Source organism: Mycobacterium sp. NGS26, from assembly GCF_059813025.1.
The window spans coordinates 1-470 of the sequence record NZ_JCALDU010000033.1; the positions used below are offsets into that span (position 1 = coordinate 1).

Annotated in this window: 1 protein-coding gene; it reads right to left on the minus strand. The window is 68.1% G+C overall.

Features of this window, described 5'->3' with window-relative positions:
- The coding region (locus tag AC5Y6X_RS24425) for an AMP-binding protein (protein WP_499989718.1) at window positions 1-470 on the minus strand (470 nt) is incomplete at both ends.

Sequence of the window (470 nt, forward strand, 5' to 3'; positions counted from 1 at the left end):
TCACCCCGGCCGGCACCAAATGCAACCACTCGTCCAGCACGAACAGCGACGCACCCGGTACCGGGTAACCGATCGGCACCAGCGACCCGCGTGTCAGCGGAGCACTGATCGCCACGCACATGGTCGTCTCGGTTGGGCCGTAGGCGTTGATCATCACCCGCCCGGGCGCCCAGCGATCCACAATCTCGGGCGGGCACGCCTCACCGACCACCACCAACGCCGCAGACTCCAGGCCCTGTGGCGACAACATCCCCACCGCAGAGGGGGTTTGGGTGAGGACACTGACCTCTTCGGTGACCAGTAAGGCGTGGAAGTCCTCCGGCGAGACCACCGTCGACTCGGGCGCCACCACCAGGCGGCCGCCACGCAACAGGGCGCCGAAGACTTCCCAGACCGAGACGTCGAACGCCAGGGTATGGCACTGCGGCCACACACCCGGGCGCGGCAGCCCCGCATCCAACGATGCCAGC